The 16,992-nt window shown below is 64.4% G+C and carries 17 protein-coding genes; 12 read left to right on the top strand and 5 right to left on the bottom strand.

Annotated elements, in window-relative coordinates; genetic code table 11:
* Positions 1-66: 66 nt before the first annotated feature.
* Positions 67-828, bottom strand: coding sequence for an SDR family NAD(P)-dependent oxidoreductase (locus F8237_RS19415; protein WP_151647028.1), 762 nt, complete (start codon positions 826-828; stop codon positions 67-69).
* A 129-nt stretch (positions 829-957) separates the two neighbouring features.
* On the opposite strand from F8237_RS19415, the gene F8237_RS19410 reads away from it, so the two are divergent.
* The 3 genes from F8237_RS19410 to F8237_RS19400 all read left to right on the top strand — a co-directional run bounded on the left by F8237_RS19410 (position 958) and on the right by F8237_RS19400 (position 3,366).
* Positions 958-1,470, top strand: a complete 513-nt coding sequence (locus F8237_RS19410; RefSeq protein WP_151647026.1) for a CvpA family protein — start codon at positions 958-960, stop codon at positions 1,468-1,470.
* A gap of 127 nt (positions 1,471-1,597) precedes the next feature.
* On the top strand, positions 1,598-2,380 hold the full coding sequence (locus tag F8237_RS19405; RefSeq protein WP_014439524.1) for an SDR family oxidoreductase: 783 nt from the start codon (positions 1,598-1,600) through the stop codon (positions 2,378-2,380).
* Complete coding sequence (locus tag F8237_RS19400; protein WP_151647024.1) at positions 2,377-3,366, top strand: NADPH:quinone reductase; 990 nt, start codon at positions 2,377-2,379, stop codon at positions 3,364-3,366. Before F8237_RS19405 ends, F8237_RS19400 begins: the two co-directional genes overlap by 4 nt.
* Positions 3,367-3,369: 3 nt before the next feature.
* On the opposite strand, the gene F8237_RS19395 is transcribed toward F8237_RS19400, so the two are convergent.
* Positions 3,370-3,801, bottom strand: coding sequence for a DUF3775 domain-containing protein (locus F8237_RS19395; RefSeq protein ID WP_151647022.1), 432 nt, complete (start codon positions 3,799-3,801; stop codon positions 3,370-3,372).
* Positions 3,802-3,927: 126 nt separating this feature from the next.
* On the opposite strand from F8237_RS19395, the gene F8237_RS19390 reads away from it, so the two are divergent.
* From F8237_RS19390 to F8237_RS19365, 6 genes are all read left to right on the top strand, one after another.
* Positions 3,928-4,779 (top strand): MBL fold metallo-hydrolase, encoded by an 852-nt coding sequence (locus tag F8237_RS19390; RefSeq protein ID WP_162006125.1) that lies wholly within the window; start codon positions 3,928-3,930, stop codon positions 4,777-4,779.
* A gap of 189 nt (positions 4,780-4,968) precedes the next feature.
* Entirely contained in the window at positions 4,969-5,811 is an 843-nt protein-coding gene (locus F8237_RS19385; protein WP_151647018.1) for a fumarylacetoacetate hydrolase family protein, read from the top strand.
* A gap of 133 nt (positions 5,812-5,944) precedes the next feature.
* Complete coding sequence (locus F8237_RS19380) at positions 5,945-6,556, top strand: glutathione S-transferase family protein (protein WP_151647016.1); 612 nt, start codon at positions 5,945-5,947, stop codon at positions 6,554-6,556.
* Between the two features lie 14 nt (positions 6,557-6,570).
* Positions 6,571-7,440, top strand: coding sequence for an MBL fold metallo-hydrolase (locus F8237_RS19375; protein WP_151647014.1), 870 nt, complete (start codon positions 6,571-6,573; stop codon positions 7,438-7,440).
* A 199-nt stretch (positions 7,441-7,639) separates the two neighbouring features.
* The gene (locus F8237_RS19370; RefSeq protein ID WP_151647012.1) at positions 7,640-8,785 is read left to right on the top strand and encodes an alpha/beta hydrolase; all 1,146 of its coding nucleotides are present in this window, start codon (positions 7,640-7,642) and stop codon (positions 8,783-8,785) included.
* 110 nt (positions 8,786-8,895) lie between these two features.
* On the top strand, positions 8,896-9,252 hold the full coding sequence (locus F8237_RS19365) for a hypothetical protein (protein WP_151647010.1): 357 nt from the start codon (positions 8,896-8,898) through the stop codon (positions 9,250-9,252).
* Positions 9,253-9,330: 78 nt separating this feature from the next.
* Here F8237_RS19365 and F8237_RS19360 read toward each other — a convergent pair whose 3' ends face one another.
* Complete coding sequence (locus tag F8237_RS19360; RefSeq protein WP_151647008.1) at positions 9,331-10,053, bottom strand: hypothetical protein; 723 nt, start codon at positions 10,051-10,053, stop codon at positions 9,331-9,333.
* Positions 10,054-10,205: 152 nt separating this feature from the next.
* Between F8237_RS19360 and mbfA the strand changes: the two genes are divergently transcribed.
* Both mbfA and F8237_RS19350 read left to right on the top strand, forming a co-directional pair.
* Positions 10,206-11,177: an iron exporter MbfA gene (gene mbfA, locus F8237_RS19355; protein WP_151647007.1), complete on the top strand. Its 972-nt coding sequence runs from the start codon at positions 10,206-10,208 to the stop codon at positions 11,175-11,177.
* A 237-nt stretch (positions 11,178-11,414) separates the two neighbouring features.
* Positions 11,415-12,887, top strand: coding sequence for an amidase (locus F8237_RS19350; RefSeq protein WP_151647005.1), 1,473 nt, complete (start codon positions 11,415-11,417; stop codon positions 12,885-12,887).
* Between the two features lie 157 nt (positions 12,888-13,044).
* Here F8237_RS19350 and F8237_RS19345 read toward each other — a convergent pair whose 3' ends face one another.
* Together F8237_RS19345 and F8237_RS19340 are read right to left on the bottom strand one after the other, a co-directional pair.
* Positions 13,045-14,133 (bottom strand): Zn-dependent alcohol dehydrogenase, encoded by a 1,089-nt coding sequence (locus F8237_RS19345; RefSeq protein WP_151647002.1) that lies wholly within the window; start codon positions 14,131-14,133, stop codon positions 13,045-13,047.
* A 44-nt stretch (positions 14,134-14,177) separates the two neighbouring features.
* The gene (locus F8237_RS19340; protein ID WP_151647000.1) at positions 14,178-15,962 is read right to left on the bottom strand and encodes an acyl-CoA dehydrogenase family protein; all 1,785 of its coding nucleotides are present in this window, start codon (positions 15,960-15,962) and stop codon (positions 14,178-14,180) included.
* 244 nt (positions 15,963-16,206) lie between these two features.
* Here F8237_RS19340 and F8237_RS19335 point away from each other — a divergent pair, with 244 nt between their 5' ends.
* Complete coding sequence (locus tag F8237_RS19335; RefSeq protein WP_151646998.1) at positions 16,207-16,908, top strand: SDR family NAD(P)-dependent oxidoreductase; 702 nt, start codon at positions 16,207-16,209, stop codon at positions 16,906-16,908.
* Positions 16,909-16,992 lie beyond the last annotated feature (84 nt).

Raw genomic sequence — 16,992 nt, 5'->3', positions numbered from 1 at the left:
CAAATTGCTTCCTGTGGGTATGGGTCCCGGGCTCGCGCTACGCGCGCCCCGGGACGACAGCTGGGCTCAATTCAGCAAAAACCCGCCATCGACGGTGATGACGCTCCCCGTCATGTACCTCGACGCCTTCGAGGCCAGCAGCAGGATGGCGCCGTCGAGATCGGACTCGGCGCCGACGCGGCGTTGCGGGATGCGTTTTGCCAACCGCTCGCCTGGCGGCGTCGACCAGAACGCGTGGTTCATTTCCGTGTCGATATAGCCGGGGGCGAGCGCGTTGATGCGGATGTTCTGCCCGGCGAGCTCCAGTGCCATCGCCTTGGTCGCCTGGATGATGCCGGCCTTGGAGATCGCGTAAGGCGACACCGCCTTCAGCACGCCGGTGCCGAGCACGGAGGCGATGTTGACGATGTTGCCCTCCTGCTTGCGCGCGATCATGCGGCGCGCAATCTCGGTCGCGAGGAAATAGGCGCCCTTCAGATTGGCGCCGATCACCGCGTCCCAGTCGGATTCGGTCTGCTCGGTCGCGAGCTTCTCGATGGCAATGCCGGCATTGTTGATCAGCACGGTGATCGGACCGAGCGCGGCTTCTGCCGTATCGACTGCCTTGGCGATCGAAGCGATGTCGGTGACGTCGAGCGCAACCGCGGCAGCGCGGCCGCCCTTGCCGCGGATTTCCTGTTCCAGACTCTTCAACTTGTCCGTTTGCCGCGCCGCAAGCACGACGGCCGCGCCGTTGGCCGCCAGAACCCGGGCAAATTGCCGCCCCAATCCCTGGCTTGCGCCCGTGACGAGGATGGTTTCTTTACTGACGTCGAATAGGTCTGACATGACGATTTCCCTGACACTTCCTTGGGCGCAATCCCTCGAACTTTGCAGCCATCAATACAGACGATTTTAGCGATCTGAAACCGGAATGATCGTTGGGACGTTCATTCGTTCCATCGCAGGCTCTCGCTCATGAACAGTTTCGATCTCGCGGTCTATGCGGCGCTCGTCATCACGGTCGGCTTCGGCTTCCGGACCGGCCTGCTCCGCAGCGCCATGACTATCCTCGCCTATCTGCTTGCCGCCCCCATCGCGGTTTCGCTGATGCCGATGATCGCGCCGCAGATCGCCGGCGATCCGAATTCACCGCAGCTCCAGACCTGGATCTGGTTCTTCGGCATCTTTCTGGTGGTCGGCATGTTGCTGGGTTATATCGGCCGCTTCGTGCTGGATGATACGGTCCGCGAGGCCGGCATCGGCGACCGGCTCGGAGGCGCCGCGCTCGGCGCCATCAGGGTCGGCCTCGTCGCCACCACGCTGGTCCTGGTGTTCGACCAGATCGTGCCGGCCAACCGCCAGCCGCCATTTCTCGCCGGCTCGCGGCTGCGGCCGCTGTTCTCGGCCATGGGACAGATGGGCTTCAAGACACTGCCGCCGGAAGCCGCCGCCGCCATCGACCGCCTCAAGCAGGAGCGGCGCATCTGATCAGGCGCATTTGCATCGCCGCGCCGGCGAGCATGCATTTTGGTGCGGGCCCCTCCCTTATCAGCGGCACCACGATTGGCTAGAGTGCGGCCCTCTAAAACCTGCCTGACATTACGGGAGTGAAACAGTGGATCTTGGGATCAAAGGTCGCCGCGCCATCGTCTGCGCATCTAGCAAGGGCCTCGGCCGCGCCTGCGCCTTCTCGCTGGCCGAAGCCGGCGTTGACGTCACGCTGACCGCACGCGGCGCCGAAGCTTTGAAGAAGACGGCCGACGAGATCCGGAAGCTCTATCCGGGCGTGAAGGTCACCGAGATCGTCGGCGACATCACGACGCCCGCGGGGCGCGAGGCCGTTCTGAAGGCCTGCCCCGAGCCGGACATCCTGATCAACAATGCCGGTGGCCCGCCGCCCGGCGATTTCCGCAACTGGACCCGTGACGACTGGATCAAGGCGATCGACGCCAACATGCTCACGCCGATCGAGCTGATCAAATCGACTGTGGACGGCATGATGGCGCGCAAGTTCGGCCGCATCGTCAACATCACTTCGGCCGCGGTGAAGGCGCCGATCGACATCCTCGGCCTCTCCAACGGCGCGCGCGCCGGCCTCACCGGCTTCATCGCCGGCCTGTCGCGCAAGACCGTGATCAACAACGTCACGATCAACGGCCTGCTGCCGGGCCCGTTCGAGACCGATCGTCTGACGAGCACCGCGAAGGGCGAAGCCGACAAGCGTGGCACGACCCCCGAGCAGGTCCTGGCCGAGCGCGCCAAGCTCAACCCGGCCGGCCGCTTCGGCCAGCCCGACGAGTTCGGCTATGCCTGTGCGTTCCTGTGCGGCGCCAAGGCCGGCTTCATCACTGGGCAGAACATCCTGCTCGATGGTGGCGCCTTCCCGGGAACGCTGTGAGAGCAGTCTGGTACGAGCAGACAGGACCGGCGGCCGACGTCCTCACCTTTGGTGAGATGCCGACGCCGGTCGCGGGCCCGGGCGAAGTGCGCATTCGCCTGGAAGCCTCCGGCGTCAATCCGGCCGATGTCGGACGACGTGGCGGCAGCTACCGGACTATGGAATACCCTCGCGTCATTCCGAACAGCGACGGCGCGGGTTTCGTCGACCATGTCGGCGACGGCGTGACGCGCTTCAGGGTCGGCGATCGCGTCTGGCTGTTCAACGGCCAGCGCAACGGCCGCGCCTTCGGCACGGCAGCCGAATATATCGCGCTCGCCGAGCAATTGGTGACGCCGCTGCCGGATCGTCTCTCCTTTGCGGAAGGCGCGACGCTCGGCATCCCCGCGATGACAGCGTGGTGCTCGCTGTTTGCGGACGGCCCGATCGTCGGCAAGACCGTGCTGGTCACCGGAGGTGCCGGCGCAGTCGGGCACTATGCCGTGCAGCTCGCCAAATGGGGCGGCGCGCAGGTGATCGCGACGGTCAGCTCCGCGATGAAGGGCGAGCAGGCGAGGCGCGCCGGCGCCGATCTCGTGATCAACTACAGGGACGATGATGTCGTCGCCAAGGCGATGGCCTTCACCGGCGGACGCGGCGTCGACCACGTCGTCGACGTCGATTTCGGCGGCAACATCGCAACCACATTGAAGCTGATGGCGGTGAATTCCACCATCGCGGTCTACGCCACCAACGGCAACCGCACGCCAACAATCCCGATGCGCGAACTGATGGAAAAGTGCATCGCGCTGCGCGCGCTGGTGCTGTTCGCGTTGCCGCCGGCGTTGCTTGCCGCAGCGCAGGCCGACATCTCGAAATGGCTGGCGGCGGGGCCGCGGCTTCACAATGTCGCGGCGCAGTTCGCGCTGTCGGACACGGCACAGGCGCACCTGGCCGTCGAGAAGGGCGACAAGCTCGGCACCGTGATCGTCGACTGCGCGCGGTGAGCCCTACACAACCGGCGTGGTCCGCTCGTCGGTCCAGTCGATGCCGAGCTCATCCATGCCGTCGGCCAGGAGATCGCCGAGCATCGGCTCGCCCAGCAGATATTGCACCGCCTCTTGCCTGGGCTTCTTGTATTCGGCGCGCGCCTCGATGGCGCGGGCGCGCAAATCGTCCCACTCCTCCACCGTACCGTCGCCGCGACCGAGCCACATCAGCGTGACGAGGTCGAGTTGCTCGTCTTCGTTCATCGCCAGGATGAAGCCCGAAAGCTCGCCGGCGACCGGATCGGACGCGGTGTCCTCCAGCACGTCCGTCTCGCCATCGTCCGCGGGATTGGAGCCCGAATCCGGATCGGAGGCGGCTTCCTTGACGTCGAATTCGCGCGCCTTCTCGATGATGAAGGTCACCTTCTCGGTGGAAATCGAAAGCTCTGGCATCTGCTCCCCCTTTGGATCTCGATGGGTTCCCTCGATAACGCAGGATCACGACAGATGATCCATTGCGCTGCGCAACGGAAAGTGCGCATCTTTCGGCGTCAAAATGAGAACATGGGGACACACCGCATGCAGTGGAAGGTCGGCAAGGTCAAAATCACCAAGATTGTGGAGCTGGAGACGGTCGGCTCGACCCGCTTCATCCTGCCGCTGGCGAGCAACGAGGAAATCCAGAAGCTGCCCTGGCTGATTCCGCACTTTGCGACGGAAGAAGGCCGGCTGAAGATGTCGATCCATTCGCTGGTGGTGGAGACGCCGAACCAGCGCATCGTGGTGGACACCGGCCTTGGCAACGACAAGCAGGGCCGCAACGTCCCGACCTGGAATAACCGGACCACGCCGTTCCTGGAGACCATGATGGCGGCGGGCTTTGCCCCCGACAGCATCGACACCGTGCTGTGCACCCATCTTCACGTCGACCATGTCGGCTGGAATACGAAGCTCGTCGACGGCAAATGGGTGCCGACCTTTCCGAAGGCGCGCTATGTCTTCGGCAGGACCGAATACGAGCATTGGCGCGACCATTCGACCGAGCCGGACAAGCAGGCAGTGTTTGGCGATTCCGTGAAGCCGATCGTCGATGCCGGCCGGGCCGATTTGATTCCGAGCGATCACCGTCTGTCCGACGACATCAGCATGATCCCGACCCCCGGCCATAGCCCCGGCCATATGAGCATCCTGATCCAGTCGGACGGCGAGCAGGGATTGCTGACCGGCGACGTCGCCCATCATCCCTGCCAGATGAAGCATCTCGGCTGGTCCTCGACGGCGGATTCCGACCAGACACAGTCGGCGGCGACGCGCCGCGAGCTATTCGGCCGGTTTGCCGATACGCCGACGCTGGTGATCGGCGGGCATTTCTCGGCGGGGCATATCAAGCGGGATGGGGACGCGTTCAAGTTTGTGGCGCTGCAATCGTAGGGTGGGCAAAGCGAAGCGTGCCCACCAATCTCAGTCGACCAAAAGCATTGGTGGGCACGTCGCTTCGCGCCTTTGCCCACCCTACAAAGTAAGGGCTGCAATGCGCCCCGTTTTGAGCGGTTGAATTTCCCGCCGCCCTGTTCCATGAAGCTATTTAACCGATCGGTCCATCTCCAGGGAGAAACGAGAATGAAGCTTGTTCGTTACGGCGAAAAGGGTGCGGAAAAGCCCGGCCTGATCGACAAATCCGGCCAGTTGCGCGACCTGTCGGCGCATGTGAAGGACCTCACCGGCGAGGCCTATTCGCCGGAGTCGCTGAAGAAGCTGGCAGCCCTTGATCCCGCCTCGCTGCCCGCCGTCTCCGGCAAGCCGCGGTTCGGTGCGCCCGTGACCGGCATCTCGAAATTCGTCGCCATCGGCCTCAACTACAGCGACCACGCCAAGGAAACCGGCGCTGCGATCCCGACCGAGCCGATCATTTTCCTGAAGGCCAACACGTCGCTGTCCGGCCCGAACGACGTCGTCGAGAAGCCGCGCGGCTCGACCAAGCTCGACTGGGAGGTCGAGATCGCCGCCATCATCGGCACCCGCGCCAAATACGTCTCGGAAGCCGATGCGCTGAACTACGTCGCCGGCTATTGCGTCTGCAACGACGTCTCCGAGCGCAACTTCCAGACCGAGCGCCTGGGTCAGTGGACCAAGGGCAAGTCGCACGACACGTTCGGCCCGGTCGGGCCGTGGCTCGCCACCAAGGACGAGATCAAGGACGTGCAGAACCTGTCGATGTGGCTCGACGTCAACGGCCAGCGCCGCCAGACCGGCTCGACCCAGACCATGATCTTCTCCATGGCCAAGTGTATCTCCTATGTCTCGCAGTTCATGACGCTCGAGCCCGGCGACATCGTCACCACCGGCACCCCGCCCGGCGTCGGCCTCGGCATGAAGCCGCCGACCTTCCTCAATGTCGGCGACGTCATCACGCTCGGCATCGAGGGTCTCGGCGAGCAGCGCCAGGAGATCGTGGCGGCGTAAGGCCCCCGCTCTCTCCCCGTCATTGCGAGCGTAGCGAAGCAATCCAGAATCCCACCGCGGAGACACTCTGGATTGCTTCGTCGCTTCGCTCCTCGCAATGACGACCCCCAATTTTCATTTTCGGATGTCCGCCATGAAACTCTCCTTCTCCGCCGCCTCGCCCTTCGCCCGCAAGGTGCGCATCGCCGCGATCGAACTCGGGCTGATCGACAAGATCGAATTCACGCCGGCAGCCGTGGTGCCGGGCACGGCCAACGAGGACTATTCGAAGATCACGCCGCTGAAGAAGCTGCCGGTGCTGATCACCAACGACGGCGACGTCATCCTGGATTCCTATGTCATCGTCGAATATCTCAACGAGATGGCCGGTGGCAGCCTGATCCCGGACTACGGTCCGCGGCGCTGGAAGGCCAAGACCAATCACTCCCTGATCAACGGCATGCTCGATTCCATGCTGCTGTGCCGCTACGAGAAGATGGTACGGCCGCAGGGCCTGCAATGGCAGGCGTGGTCGGACGACCATTGGAACCGGGCCTGGACAGGCATGGCGCGGTTCGAGAACATGCCTGACGTGCTGAACGGTCCGTTCGACATCTCGCAGATCGGTCTCGTCTGCGTGCTCGGCTATGCCGACTTCCGCTTCGCAGATTGCGGCTGGCGCAAGGCCTATCCGAAGCTCGACGCGTTCCACCAGAAGATGCTGGAGCGGCCCTCCGTGAAAATCTCGGTGCCGCCGGCCGCATAGAAGCTGGAGTTCTCATGAGCCTTACATTCGCGGTCGGTGACCTCACCATCCATCGCATTATCGAGCAGGAGGCGACCTTCCTGCCGGCGCTCGAGATGTTGCCGGGTTTGACGCCGGAGGTGCTGGCCGAGAACCGCGCATGGATGCGGCAGGCGAAGGCTCTGGACGAGCAGGATACGCTGATCCTTTGCTTCCAGTCCTATGTAATCAAGACGCCGCATCACACCATTCTGGTCGACAGCTGCATCGGCAACGACAAGCCGCGGCCGCAGCGGCCGAAATGGAACATGAAGACCGACGACACGTACTTGCGCGGACTCGCGAGCGCGGGCTTCTCGCCTGACGACATCGATTTCGTGATGTGCACGCATCTCCACGTCGATCACGTCGGCTGGAACACGCGGCTGGAGAACGGCCGCTGGGTGCCGACTTTTCCCAAGGCGCGCTACGTGTTCGGCAAGCAGGAATTCGACTACTGGACCGAGCAGAACGCGAAGGCGCCCGTGCCGCCCTTCGTCGATAGCGTGCTGCCGGTGGTCGAGGCGGGGCGACACGAGGCGGTCGGCAACGACCATCATATCGGCGATCACGTCCGCATCCTGCCGACGCCGGGACATACGCCCGGCCACGTCGCGTTCACTTTCGGTCGCGGCAAGGACGACGCTGTCTTCAGCGGCGACCTCATGCACTCGCCGATCCAGGCGCTCTATCCGGAGATGTCGGTGAAGTTCGATGTCGATCCGGCCGCGGCGGCCACCACCCGCCGCAGCTTCCTGGAGCGTTATTGCGACACCCACACACTGTGCTGCACCGCGCATTTCCCCTCGCCATCAGTGGGGAAGATCCGGCGCAAGGGCAGCGGCTTCGTCTGCGCGGCGGTCTGAAGTAGCGCAGTTCGCGCCGCGAACTCCCATCCTCCCTTGGAGGGGGAGGATCGGGTCGCATGGAGCGAAGCGGAATGCGAACCGAGGTGGGGTGAAGGTCTTTCCGCATCGAACACTACCCGTGTTGAGAGATCACCCCACCCCGCTCGCGCTTCGCGCGATCGACCCTCCCCCTCCAGGGGAGGATAAGGAGGAAACGATGAACGCGCTCCCCGACATTCCCCTCCCCGCCGGCATCCGCTCGCGCTACATCGACGGCATCAACGGCTTGCGCATGCATGTGCTCGAGGCCGGCTTCGAGACGAGGGGACGGCCCTGCATCCTGCTGCTGCACGGCTTTCCGGAGCTCGCCTTCTCCTGGCGCAAGGTGATGCCGGCGCTCGCGGCTGCCGGCTATCACGTGATCGCGCCGGACCAGCGCGGCTATGGCCGCACCACGGGATGGACGGCGGATTACGACGGCGATCTCACGCCGTTCTCTCTTCTCAACCTCGTGCGTGACGCGCTCGCTCTGGTGTCGGCATACGGCTACAGGCAGGTTGACCTCGCCGGACATGATTTCGGCAGCCCGGTCGCGGCCTGGTGCGCGCTGATCCGGCCCGACGTGTTTCGTTCGGTGACATTGATGAGCGCACCGTTCGGTGGCGCCCCGGCACTGCCGTTCAACACCGTCGATGCGCCGATAAGACCCGCGATCGAAGATCCCGTGCATCGAGAGCTCGCCGCGCTGCCGCGTCCGCGCAAACACTATCAGTGGTACTATTCGACACGCGCGGCCAACGCCGACATGCAGCACGCGCCGCAGGGCGTGCATGATTTCCTGCGCGCCTATTACCACCACAAGAGCGCGGACTGGACCGACAACAGGCCGTATCCGCTTGAGTCATGGTCGGCGAATGAGCTGGCAAAACTGCCGACCTATTACGTGATGGACGCCGGCGAGACGATGGCCGAGACGGTCGGCAAGGAGATGCCGTCGCCGGCCGCGATTGCCGCCAACCAATGGCTGCCGGATAGCGACCTCGCTTATTACAGCGCCGAATATGGCCGGACTGGATTCCAGGGCGGCCTGCAATGGTACCGCTACGGCACGACAGGCCTGCTCAACGACGAGTTGCAGCTGTTCTCCGGCCGCAGCATCGACGTGCCCTCCTGCTTCATCTCGGGGAGGCAGGATTGGGGTATTTATCAGCGCCCAGGCGTGCTGGAGGCGATGCAGACGAGCGCCTGCACCAGGATGCTCGGCTGCCATTTGATCGACGGTGCCGGTCATTGGGTGCAGCAGGAGCAGCCGGCCGAGGTGAGTCGCCTGCTTCTCGACTTCCTGGCGCGTGCAAAAGCATAGGCGCCTCGCGCGCGGCGCATCGAAGCGTACATTCTCCACTATCGGGAACATTCGGCAATGGCTGGCGTTGCGGGATGCCGGCGTTGCGTCCGGAGATATGGAGAACATCTATGGAAAAGAAAATCGCGGGACTATTGGGCGCCATGGCAGCGCTCGGCGCTGTGGGTTCCGCCCAAGCCACGCCTGCCCCGACGGACGTTCTGCAGGCAAATTCCTTCGCGGAGCTGCTGCAACCGATTCCCAATGCGGCCGCAACGCTGCAAGCTATCGACGAAACCGCACCGGTACAGCCGCACGAGAATGTACAGCTCGCGCAGTTTTATCACCATCATCACCACCACCATCATCACCATCACGGCTTCTATCGCCGCTACGCGCCCCGGGTGGTCGTGGTGCCGCGATATCGGTTCCGCCATCACCACCATCATCACCATCACCACCACAGTTTCTATCGCCGCGACTATTGAGCCGCGCTCGCCACAGCAGACCAGGGCCTACGGGCCCTGTTTTTCCTCCCGAGCGTTGGTTGGGGGGAAACGGCGGGTCTATTCTTCCCGGGACTTATCCTTGGCCGCGCGATGCAGATGCCGATAGGTTCCATCGAAAACCGTATCCGTCGATGACGTCCATTCGGTCCCTGCCGATAGGGTCGGGCGGCTGTGGTAGATTCGCCGGGCCTGCAGTTCGCGCTCGGAAGCCTCCTCCGCGTCCATCTGCTCGAGCTCGAAATTGGCTTCTTCTGGAATCACGATGATCTGCGCGAACGGCTCGTTCGGCCTGAAGATGTGGGTACGCCCCTCGGCCGGGGCCTTGAAGACGGTGAAGAACAGCATCGGCCACCAGTTTCGCACCAGTGCGGGTACCGCGATCGGCACCGTGTCGGTCCGATCGGTATAGAACCGCGGGTGCGGTTCAGTCCGGATCGCCATGCCTTTCTCGACCTTCAGATCGAGCAGTATCTGATAGGTGTAGAAGACATCCCCGAAATTCCGGAACGGCGGCCACTGCACGCCGCTGTCCGGCGGTTCGCCCCAATCAGCTTCCAACACCAGACGATTCTCTCTCGTGCTGACGTGGAGCTCGAAGTCATAGGGATAGAACAGCTCGATGCCGTACTGCGCGCCCTCCGAGAACGGGACGCAGTGCCAGACCTGTTCCCGGGAGCCATCCGCACGCGGCTCACGCTTGCCGGCCCAGCCCGGAATCTCGAGCTTGGTCCGCCGCGGCGCCAGCCGCGGATCGTTCAAGCGATATTTTACCTTGCTCATGACAGCCCCATCGATGCCGAAATTTCCCGGTTCAAGAACGGCTGGGATCAGTGTCGGGTTCCACCATGGGCCCGACTGAAAATCGGCCGAGCAATTTGACCCGACGCGAACGACCTCCTATAGATTAGAATAATTCTAAACTGTAGGGCCCGATGAAGAATTTTGCCGATTTGACCGAGCGCGAGGTGCTTGCGGTCGCGATTTCCTCCGAGGAGGAAGACAGCCGCATCTACATGACTTTCGCCGAGGATCTGAGGGAGCGGTACCCGGATTCCGCCAAGATTTTCGAGCAGATGGCGGAGGAAGAGCGCGGCCATCGCCACATGCTGCTGGAAACCTACGAGCAGCGCTTCGGTCCCCATCTGCCCCCCATCCGCCGCGAGGACGTCAAGGGCTTCCTGCGCCGCCGCCCGGTCTGGCTCACCAAAAACCTGTCGCTCGAGACCATCCGCAGGGAGGTCGAGACGATGGAGATGCAGGCCGAACGCTTTTACGTCAAGGCGGCCGAGCAGGCGCAGGACGTCGGCGTTCGTCGGTTGCTCGGCGATCTCGCCGAAGCCGAGAAAGGCCACGAGGAAATGGCCACAAAGCTGACGGACCAGATTCTCAGCCCCGACGTGCGCGCGGAGGAGGATCGCACCAACCGCCGCATGTTCGTGCTGCAATACGTGCAGCCGGGCCTCGCCGGCCTGATGGACGGCTCGGTCTCGACGCTCGCGCCGCTGTTTGCGGCGGCCTTCGCCACCCACCAGAACTGGCAGACCTTCCTGGTGGGCCTCGCCGCCTCGATCGGCGCCGGCATCAGCATGGGCTTTGCGGAAGCGCTCTCGGACGACGGCTCGCTGACCGGCCGCGGCTCGCCCTGGCTGCGCGGTCTCACCTGCGGAGCGATGACGACGCTCGGCGGCCTCGGCCACACCCTGCCCTATCTCGTGCCGGACCATTGGGCCAATGCGTTCTGGATCGCGACCGCGATCGCCGGTGTCGTCGTGTTCTTCGAATTGTGGGCAATCGCCTTCATCCGCGCGCGCTACATGGACACGCCGTTCCTCCAGGCCGTGTTCCAGATCGTGCTCGGCGGCGCCATCGTGCTGGCGGTGGGGATATTGATCGGGGCGGCGTAGCTCCAGCCTCACACTCACTGTCATCGTCCGCGAAAGCGGGCGATCCAGTACGCTGCGGCCCCTCAATTCAATCACAACCGTCTCGGAGTACTGGATCGCCCGGTCAAGCCGGGCGATGACACCGACGTTTTGGCCGCCGCCCGACGAGCCTCACCGGCATATCAACCGCCGTCAAACGGCGGTTGCAGCGTTCGCCAAACTGCGCATCATCCCGTCAGTGAAGCGCAGGAGCATGTCGTGGCCAAGTCGGAATGGAGTTACAAGAGCGCGGTCGAGCTGTCGGCCGCGTTGACCGCGAAGAAGGTCTCGTCGGTCGAACTCACGCAGGATGCGATCGACCGCATCGAACGGCACGACGGCAAGGTCAATGCGATCTGCGTGCGGGATTTCGATCGTGCGCTCGACGCCGCACGCGCGGCGGATGCGGCGCTGGCGCGCGGCGAAACAAAGCCGCTGCTCGGCCTGCCCATGACGGTGAAGGAATCCTACAACGTCGCGGGCCTGCCGACGACCTGGGGCATTCCGGCGCAGAAGGATTTCATCGCCAAGGAAGACGCGCTGCCGGTGACGCGAGTGAAGGACGCCGGCACCGTCGTTGTCGGCAAGACCAACGTGCCGCTCGGGCTCGGCGACTGGCAGAGCTACAACGACATCTACGGCACCACCAACAACCCCTATGATCTCGACCGCACGCCCGGCGGATCCTCGGGCGGCTCGTCGGCCGCGCTCGCGGCCGGCTACGGCCCGCTGTCGATCGGCTCCGACATCGGCGGCTCGCTGCGCGTGCCAGCGTTTCATTGCGGCGTCTATGCACACAAGCCGACCTTCAATCTCGTGGCGATGCGGGGCCACACCCCGCCGCCGCTGCCGCCCCTGCCGTTCGAGCGCGACCTCTCGGTGATCGGCCCGATGGCGCGCAGCGCCGCCGACCTGTCGCTGGTGCTCGACGTGATGGCCGGGCCCGATCCGATCGATGCCGGCCTCGCCTACCGGCTGGAGTTGCCGGCCGCACGACACACGGCATTCAAGGATTTCCGTGTGCTGGTGATCGATACCGATCCGGTGCTGCCGACCGATACCGCGGTGCGCGGCACCATCAACACGCTCGCCGACAACCTCGCCAGATCAGGCGTCAGGATCGAGCGCAGCAGCCCGCTGCTGCCGGATTTCGCGGCCTCGTCGCGGCTCTATATGCGCATGCTGCTGTCGTTCCTGGGGGCGGGCTTCCCGCCCGACGTCTATGCCGGCGCGAAGAAGGCGGCCGAGGCGCTGCCGGAAGGCGACACCAGCCTCGGCGCCGAGCGGCTGCGCGGCATCGCGCTCAGCCATCGCGACTGGCAGATGGCGAACGCCGGCCGCACGCGGCTGCGCGCGCAATGGCGCGAGCTGTTCAGGACGTTCGACGCCGTGATCTGCCCGGTGATGCCGACGGCGGCCTATCCGCACGACCATTCACCGGACCAGGAAAAGCGCCGGATCACGATCGACGGCAAGGAGCACGTCTATACTGACCAGCTCGTCTGGCCCGGCATCGCAACGCTGCCCGGCCTGCCTTCGACCGCGATCCCCACGAGTTTTGCGCCGAATGGACTGCCCGTCGGCGTGCAGATCGTCGGCCCGTGGCTGGAGGACCGCACGCCGCTCAAGCTCGCCGAGCTGATCGAGCGCGAATTTGGCGGGTTCGTGCCGCCGAAGATGTTCGACGATTGAAGCTCTCCGCGAAGGCGGGACCTTGCGCTCCACATTTGGCTGTCATGCCCCGGCTTGACCGGGGCATCCAGTACTCTGCGGCGGTAGTTGGCTTACACGACTCCGGTCGCGGCGTACTGGATCGCCCGCCTTCGCGGACGATGACACCTGTGTTGCTTCAGCTATCGAACACGATCACGCTGCGCAGCGTCTTGCCGGCTTTCATGCTGGCAAAGCCCTCGTTGATCTCACTGAGTTTCAGCTTGGCCGAGATCCAGTCCTCCAGGTGCAGCCGTCCGCGCAGGTAGAAATCGACCAGCCTCGGCATATCGACACGGAAATGGTTCGAGCCCATCGACGAGCCCTGGATCCTACGCTCACGCAGGAAGTCAAAACCATGCAGCTCGATCTTCTGGCCGAACGGGATCATGCCGACGATGGTCGCGGTACCGCCCGAGGCGAGCATACCGAACGCCTGCTCGGCGGTCTCCTTGCGGCCGAGCACCTCGAAGGAATGATGCACGCCGCCATTGGTGAGGTCGCGCACCTGCTTGACCACGTCGCCATCGGCGGGATTGATGATGTCGGTGGCGCCCAGCTTGGTGGCGAGCTGGAGTTTTGCCGGATTGGTGTCGATCGCGATGATGCGTCCGGCGCCCGCGATCTGCGCGCCGTTGATCGCGGCCATGCCGACGCCGCCGCAGCCGATCACCGCCACGGTCTCGCCGGCCGTCACCTTCGCGGTGTTCACGACAGCGCCGTATCCGGTGATGACGCCGCAGCCGATCAGCGCGGCGAGATCGAGCGGCATTTCTTTCCGGATTTTGACGATGGCGTTCTCGTGCACGAGCATCTGCTCGGCGAAGGACGACAAGTTGAGGAACTGGTGCAGCTTTTCGGGCTTCGACCATTGCATCCGGTTGGAGACGCCCGGCAGCAGCTTTACGGTGGTGTCGGTGCAGAGCACGGTGCGGCCGGTGGTGCAATTATCGCAGGTGCCGCAGAACACGGACAGGCAGGTGACGACATGGTCACCGGGCTTCACATAGGTCACGTCGGAGCCGACCTGCTCGACGACGCCGGCGGACTCGTGCCCGAGCACCGCGGGCAGCGGATGCGGATAAAGCCCTTCCATGAAATGGAGATCGGAGTGGCAGAGACCGGCCACCGTCGTTCGGATCAGGACCTCGCGCGGGCCCGGCTTCGGCAGGCTGACATCCTCGATGACCAGCGGCTTGTTGACTTCATAGAGGACGGCGGCCTTCATCGAGCACTCCCTGTCGCTTTTCTTGGTTTGAACGCGAGCACAGCCTACGCCGCCAGAACCAGTTCGCCAACCTCGCTCATGCCGGCCTCGCGATCGCCCAGCAGCAGCGCGGCGATCTTCCCTTGCGCGGCATTTTCCGTCAGCCGGAACGGATCGTTCGGCGCCACGCGATGATCGATGACCAGCCTCGACAGCAGCAGCCGGCGCGCATCGCCGCGCATGTCGTGGATGCGATGCGCTTCCCAGGCGAGTGCAACGGCGCTTGCGACATGGTAGAGCAGGCTGGTGGCGCGCCGCGCATCGGCCTCGTTCTCGGATGTCCCGGCCACCTCGCGCGCGAAACCGACGGCGCGATCGACGAGGCCGCGCAGATTGTCGCGCCAGGCCTGCGGCACCGAGGCGCTGTCGTCGAGGCGGGCATGCAGATCGGCCGATAGCGCGGATTCAGCGCCATGCCGGCCGACCGCGCGCCGGAGCGCATCGATCGCGACGATGTTGCCGGTGCCTTCCCAGACCGAGCCGAGATGCGCGTCGCGCAGCAGGCGGGCGGTGGCGAATTCCTCGATATAGCCGATGCCGCCGCGCATCTCGAGCGCATCGCCACAGACCTTTCGCGCATCGCGCGTGGCGCGGAATTTCAGCGTCGGCGTCAGGATGCGCAGCAGCGCGGCTGCGTCCTGACTGCCCGCTTCGGCGCGGTCGAGCGCGTCGGCGGTGAGAAAACTCATCGACAGCGCCTGCTCGACCGGGAGCATGATCTTCAGCATCTGCCTTCGGCCAAGCGGCAGATCGATGATGCGGCTGCCGAACACCACGCGATTCCTGGCCACCGTCATCGCGTCGTGATAGGCGCGGCGCATCAGCGCGGTGGATTTGACGCCGTTCGACAGCCGCGACGAGTTCACCATCTCGGCCATCTGCACGAAGCCGCGATCGAGCTTGCCGACCGCATAGGCGATCGCGCCTTCGAGCTTGATCTCTCCCGAAGCCATCGAGCGGGTGCCGAGCTTGTCCTTGAGGCGCACGATCCGGTAGTGGTTCTGCGATCCGTCGTCGAGGAAGCGCGGCACAAGGAACAGGCCGACGCCGCGCGTGCCGGGGCCGGCGCCTTCGGGCCGCGCCAGCAGCATCACCACTTTCGCATCGGCATTCGAGCAGAACCATTTTTCGCCGTACAAGCGCCAATGGTCGCCCTCCTGCACGGCCGTCGTCGTGAGCGTGCCGACGTCCGAGCCGCCTTCCTTCTCGGTCATGAACTGGCCGCCCTGCGTCAGCTTGCTCATGTCGGTCTGGGTGAGGCCATCGAGATATTTCGCCTTCAGCGCCTCGCTGCCGAAATTCGCCAGCAGCTTTGCGCAGCCATCGGTGACGTTGATCGGGCAACCCATGCCGAACTCGGTCTGGTTGAACAGGAAGGTGAAGGCGTGTTTTGCCACCACCGGATATTTGTCCGGCCAGCCCATGATGCCCTTGCGGATCGAGAGCGCGTGGATGCCAAACTCGCCGAATGCGGCGTTCTCCAGTTCGCGATAGGCCGGGTGATATTCGATCCACTGCGCGTCGCGGCCGAACTTGTCGCGCTGGTGCAGCACCGGCGTATGCCGGTCGGCCAGCCGCGCGCACTCATCGAGCCGGCCGCCGGCGAGCTCGCCGAGACGATCGAGGTGCGGCTCGATGTGACGGAATAATGGCTCCGGCAGGTGGATACGCAGCAGATCCGTCAGCGCCTGATCGGCGCGATAGAAATTCATGCCAGTGGTATCGGGCGCCAGCAAGCCGGATGGTGCGGCCGCGACATTGTTTGGCTGCGCTGTGACCGGCTTGTGCATGATCGTCCTCTTCGTTTCCGCGCCCTGCGGACATTTTGCGCTGTTTTGCGCTTGCCGCTTGGGATGATGTCGATCATGCTCCAGCCGACAGATTGGATAAAGCCGCAAATTGTCAGGGAGGCATGATCGCCGCGAGGGAGCAATTCGCTCTGCGGAATTGTGATCATGCTCCTCGATGCCCCCGCTGGCTGTTCGCGCGCGGCATGCATAGATCAGCGGCTCCTGATCCTCGAGGGACCACGTCATGGACCATCCGAAATACAAGATCGCACTCATCGTCGGCGCCGGCGCAGGCCTGAGCGCCTCGCTGGCGCGGCTGCTGTCCGCCCAGGGCATCCGTGTCGCGCTGGCCGCTCGCAAGATCGAAAAGCTCGGCGCGCTGTGCAGCGAGACCGACGCAAAAGCCTATGCCTGCAACGCCACCGAACCGGAGGAGGTCGAGCGCCTGTTCGGGCTGGTCGAGCGCGAGATCGGCACGCCCGATCTGGTCGTCTACAACGCCAGCGGCCGCACGCGCGGGCCGTTCGTCGACCTCGTACCGGCCGATGTGGCCCAGGCGATCGCGATCAGCGCCTATGGCGGCTTCCTGGTGGCGCAGCAGGCGGCCAAGCGCATGCTGCCGAACAAGTCTGGCGCGATCCTGTTCACCGGCGCTTCGGCCAGCGTCAAGGGCTACGCGCAATCCGCCTCCTTCGCGATGGGCAAGTTCGCGTTGCGCGGACTCGCGCAGAGCCTGGCGCGCGAATTGTCGCCGCAAGGCATCCATGTCGCGCATTTCGTCATCGACGGCGGCATCAAGAGCGAGACACGCACGGAAGCACCTGACAAGCCGGATTCGATGCTCGATCCCGACGCGATCGCGGAGAGCTATTGGAACGTGCTGCAGCAGCCGCGCAGTGCCTGGAGCTGGGAGCTGGAGCTGCGGCCCTGGGTGGAGACGTTTTAAGACGTGACTGCCGTAGGGTGGGCAAAGGCGCAAAGCGCCGTGCCCACCATTGACGCCACGGAAGCAGGAATGGTGGGCACGCTT

The organism is Bradyrhizobium betae (genome assembly GCF_008932115.1).
GTDB classification, from domain to species: Bacteria; Pseudomonadota; Alphaproteobacteria; order Rhizobiales; family Xanthobacteraceae; genus Bradyrhizobium; species Bradyrhizobium betae.
Note: the sequence above shows the minus strand (reverse complement) of the source record. Positions and strands in the feature narration are given on the sequence as shown.

Bases quoted from the DNA above. Each gene is read 5' to 3' on its own strand.
- mbfA (WP_151647007.1), top strand. From the start codon at position 10,206: ATGAAGAATTTTGCCGATTTGACCGAGCGCGAGGTGCTTGCGGTCGCG.
- F8237_RS19385 (WP_151647018.1), top strand. From the start codon at position 4,969: ATGAAGCTTGTTCGTTACGGCGAAAAGGGTGCGGAAAAGCCCGGCCTG.
- F8237_RS19340 (WP_151647000.1), bottom strand. From the start codon at position 15,962: ATGCACAAGCCGGTCACAGCGCAGCCAAACAATGTCGCGGCCGCACCA.
- F8237_RS19410 (WP_151647026.1), top strand. From the start codon at position 958: ATGAACAGTTTCGATCTCGCGGTCTATGCGGCGCTCGTCATCACGGTC.
- F8237_RS19370 (WP_151647012.1), top strand. From the start codon at position 7,640: ATGAACGCGCTCCCCGACATTCCCCTCCCCGCCGGCATCCGCTCGCGC.
- F8237_RS19360 (WP_151647008.1), bottom strand. From the start codon at position 10,053: ATGAGCAAGGTAAAATATCGCTTGAACGATCCGCGGCTGGCGCCGCGG.
- F8237_RS19415 (WP_151647028.1), bottom strand. From the start codon at position 828: ATGTCAGACCTATTCGACGTCAGTAAAGAAACCATCCTCGTCACGGGC.
- F8237_RS19395 (WP_151647022.1), bottom strand. From the start codon at position 3,801: ATGCCAGAGCTTTCGATTTCCACCGAGAAGGTGACCTTCATCATCGAG.
- F8237_RS19380 (WP_151647016.1), top strand. From the start codon at position 5,945: ATGAAACTCTCCTTCTCCGCCGCCTCGCCCTTCGCCCGCAAGGTGCGC.
- F8237_RS19375 (WP_151647014.1), top strand. From the start codon at position 6,571: ATGAGCCTTACATTCGCGGTCGGTGACCTCACCATCCATCGCATTATC.
- F8237_RS19345 (WP_151647002.1), bottom strand. From the start codon at position 14,133: ATGAAGGCCGCCGTCCTCTATGAAGTCAACAAGCCGCTGGTCATCGAG.
- F8237_RS19365 (WP_151647010.1), top strand. From the start codon at position 8,896: ATGGAAAAGAAAATCGCGGGACTATTGGGCGCCATGGCAGCGCTCGGC.
- F8237_RS19390 (WP_162006125.1), top strand. From the start codon at position 3,928: ATGCAGTGGAAGGTCGGCAAGGTCAAAATCACCAAGATTGTGGAGCTG.
- F8237_RS19335 (WP_151646998.1), top strand. From the start codon at position 16,207: ATGGACCATCCGAAATACAAGATCGCACTCATCGTCGGCGCCGGCGCA.